The 3,205-nt window shown below is 52.1% G+C and carries 2 rRNA genes (1 of these 2 only partly in view); both read right to left on the bottom strand.

What is annotated here, in order from left to right:
• Window positions 1-334 precede the first annotated feature (334 nt).
• A 5S ribosomal RNA gene (gene rrf / locus GUA87_RS17760) occupies window positions 335-449 on the bottom strand.
• A gap of 182 nt (window positions 450-631) precedes the next feature.
• A 23S ribosomal RNA gene (locus GUA87_RS17755) occupies window positions 632-3,205 on the bottom strand; it runs 168 nt beyond the window's last position.

The following is a 3,205-nucleotide window of genomic DNA, read 5'->3' as shown; positions in this document are numbered from 1 at the left end:
CGACCTTCAGGTTATGAGCCTGACGAGCTACCGGGCTGCTCCACCCCGCGTCAAACTTGTTTGACGCAGTCGGCGCGGGTAATGCTTAAGCATTGCCAGCCGACCGTGTTTAAACTTGTTTAGCGTAGCCAGTCCGTGTAATGCGCTGCATTGCCAAACTGGCCGCGGTTAATTTGTTTTCGTCATTGGACCGATGAGAGGTCTATCGAACGATTGTCACTCTGTGAGAGGAAAGTCTTCCCACTGTTTGTTTTTTAATTATCGGGGGAGATTTGTTTGATTTGTGTTGTTGTTTGATTTGTGAAGAGGAAAGAATTTGTGATGTTATTTGCAGGCCTGGCAGCGACCTACTCTTCCGTGCCTTAAGACAAAGTACCATCGGCGCTAGGAGTTTTCACTTCCGAGTTCGGGATGGGATCGGGTGCGGGCCTCCTGCCATAGCCACCAGGCCGGCAAATAGCATCATTACATCTTTTTGTTAGCCTCACTTGCCGGCGGAAGCGTCCGCTTCCTTAGGCTTTCGAGCAGTTGCTCGGGACCCGGTCGGGTCCTTGAAGACTTTTATATTATGGGTAGGTCAATTTTTTGTATCAGTATCTGAACTGACTACTGTGCATGAATTTGAAGTGTTGGATCAAACTCGATCGAGTGATTAGTACTGGTCAGCTTCATGTGTTGCCACACTTCCACCTCCAGCCTATCAACGTGGTAGTCTTCCACGGCTCTCAAGGGATATCTGGTTTTGAGGGGGGCTTCCCGCTTAGATGCTTTCAGCGGTTATCCCGTCCGTACTTAGCTACCCTGCAGTGCCACGGGCGTGACAACAGGTCCACCAGAGGTACGTCCACCCCGGTCCTCTCGTACTAGGGGCAGCTCCTCTCAAATATCCTACACCCACGGCAGATAGGGACCGAACTGTCTCACGACGTTCTAAACCCAGCTCACGTACCTCTTTAATTGGCGAACAGCCAAACCCTTGGGACCTGCTCCAGCCCCAGGATGAGATGAGCCGACATCGAGGTGCCAAACAATGCCGTCGATATGGACTCTTGGGCATTATCAGCCTGTTATCCCCGGCGTACCTTTTATCCGTTGAGCGATGGCCCTTCCACGCGGGACCACCGGATCACTATGACCGACTTTCGTCTCTGCTCGACTTGTCAGTCTCGCAGTCAGGCTGGCTTATGCCATTGCACTCGACAGCTGATTTCCGACCAGCTTGAGCCAACCTTCGCGCGCCTCCGTTACCATTTGGGAGGCGACCGCCCCAGTCAAACTACCCACCATGCAGGGTCCCGGAACCGGATAACGGTCCTCGGTTAGATACCAAAAGTCAAAAGGGTGGTATTTCAAGGACGCCTCCACAATCACTGGCGTGACTGTTTCAAAGGCTCCCACCTATCCTACACATTTAAATCCTGATACCACTGCAAAGCTGTAGTAAAGGTGCACGGGGTCTTTCCGTCTAACCGCGGGTACTCCGCATCTTCACGGAGAATTCAATTTCGCTGAGTCTATGTTGGAGACAGCGGGGAAGTCGTTACGCCATTCGTGCAGGTCGGAACTTACCCGACAAGGAATTTCGCTACCTTAGGACCGTTATAGTTACGGCCGCCGTTTACTGGGGCTTCGATTCGCAGCTCTCACCACTCCTCTTAACCTTCCAGCACCGGGCAGGCGTCAGACCCTATACGTCGTCTTGCGACTTCGCAGAGTCCTATGTTTTTAATAAACAGTCGCCACCCCCAAGTCTGTGCCACCCCCCAAAAGTTGCCTTAAGAGGGGTACCCCTTCTCCCGAAGTTACGGGGTCATTTTGCCGAGTTCCTTCAACATAGTTCTCTCAAACGCCTCGGTATACTCTACCAGTCCACCTGTGTCGGTTTGGGGTACGGTCTATACGCTGGAGCTATTTCCTGGAACAGGTTCACGGCAGATCCAATCCAATAAGGATCCACAATTTACCCTATTCGTCACTTCCAGCAGGTACAGGAATATTAACCTGTTTCCCATCGACTACGGCTTTCGCCCTCGCCTTAGGGGCCGACTAACCCTGCGCAGATTAGCTTTACGCAGGAACCCTTGGACTTTCGGCGTGAGTGTTTCTCACACTCATCTCGCTACTCATGTCAGCATTCTCACTTCTGATATCTCCAGGCACCCTCACGGCTACCCTTCACAGACTTACAGAACGCTCCGCTACCATCCTAGTAAACTAGGATCCGCAGCTTCGGTGTATGACTTTAGCCCCGATACATCTTCGGCGCAGGCCGGCTTATCTAGACCAGTGAGCTATTACGCTTTCTTTAAAGGGTGGCTGCTTCTAAGCCAACCTCCTGGTTGTTTTGGCCTTCCCACATCCTTTCCCACTTAGTCATAACTTAGGGACCTTAGCTGGCGGTCTGGGCTGTTTCCCTCTCGGCAATGGATCTTAGCACCCACTGCCTGTCTGCCACGCTGCATTCATCGGTATTCGGAGTTTGGTTAGGTTTGGTAAGTCGTTGGGACCCCCTAGCCCATCCAGTGCTCTACCCCCGATGATGATACGTGACGCTCTACCTAAATAGATTTCGCGGAGAACCAGCTATTTCCGAGTTTGATTGGCCTTTCACCCCTAGCCACAAGTCATCCCCCAACTTTTCAACGTTGGTGGGTTCGGTCCTCCAGTGCGTGTTACCGCACCTTCAACCTGCTCATGGCTAGATCACCCGGTTTCGGGTCTAATCCCTGCAACTAAACGCCCTATTAAGACTCGCTTTCGCTACGCCTACACCTACCGGCTTAAGCTTGCTGCAAAGATTAACTCGCTGACCCATTATACAAAAGGTACGCAGTCACCCCATAAAGGGGCTCCTACTGCTTGTAGGCATCCGGTTTCAAGGTCTATTTCACTCCCCTCGTCGGGGTGCTTTTCACCTTTCCCTCACGGTACTTGTTCACTATCGGTCGCATAGGAGTACTTAGGCTTGGAGGGTGGTCCCCCCATGTTCAGACAGGATTTCACGTGTCCCGCCCTACTCATGTCCCGATCACAACCATACCTATACGGGGCTATCACCCACTATGGCCAGCCTTTCCAGACTGTTCTAGTTAATTATGATCAGGCACTGGCCTGGTCCGCGTTCGCTCGCCACTACTAACGGAGTCTCGGTTGATGTCCTTTCCTCTGGCTACTTAGATGTTTCAGTTCACCAGGTTCGCCTCCT

This window comes from Sneathiella sp. P13V-1, assembly GCF_015143595.1.
Lineage (GTDB): Bacteria > Pseudomonadota > Alphaproteobacteria > Sneathiellales > Sneathiellaceae > Sneathiella.
This window is presented reverse-complemented; position numbering and strand designations above follow the sequence as displayed.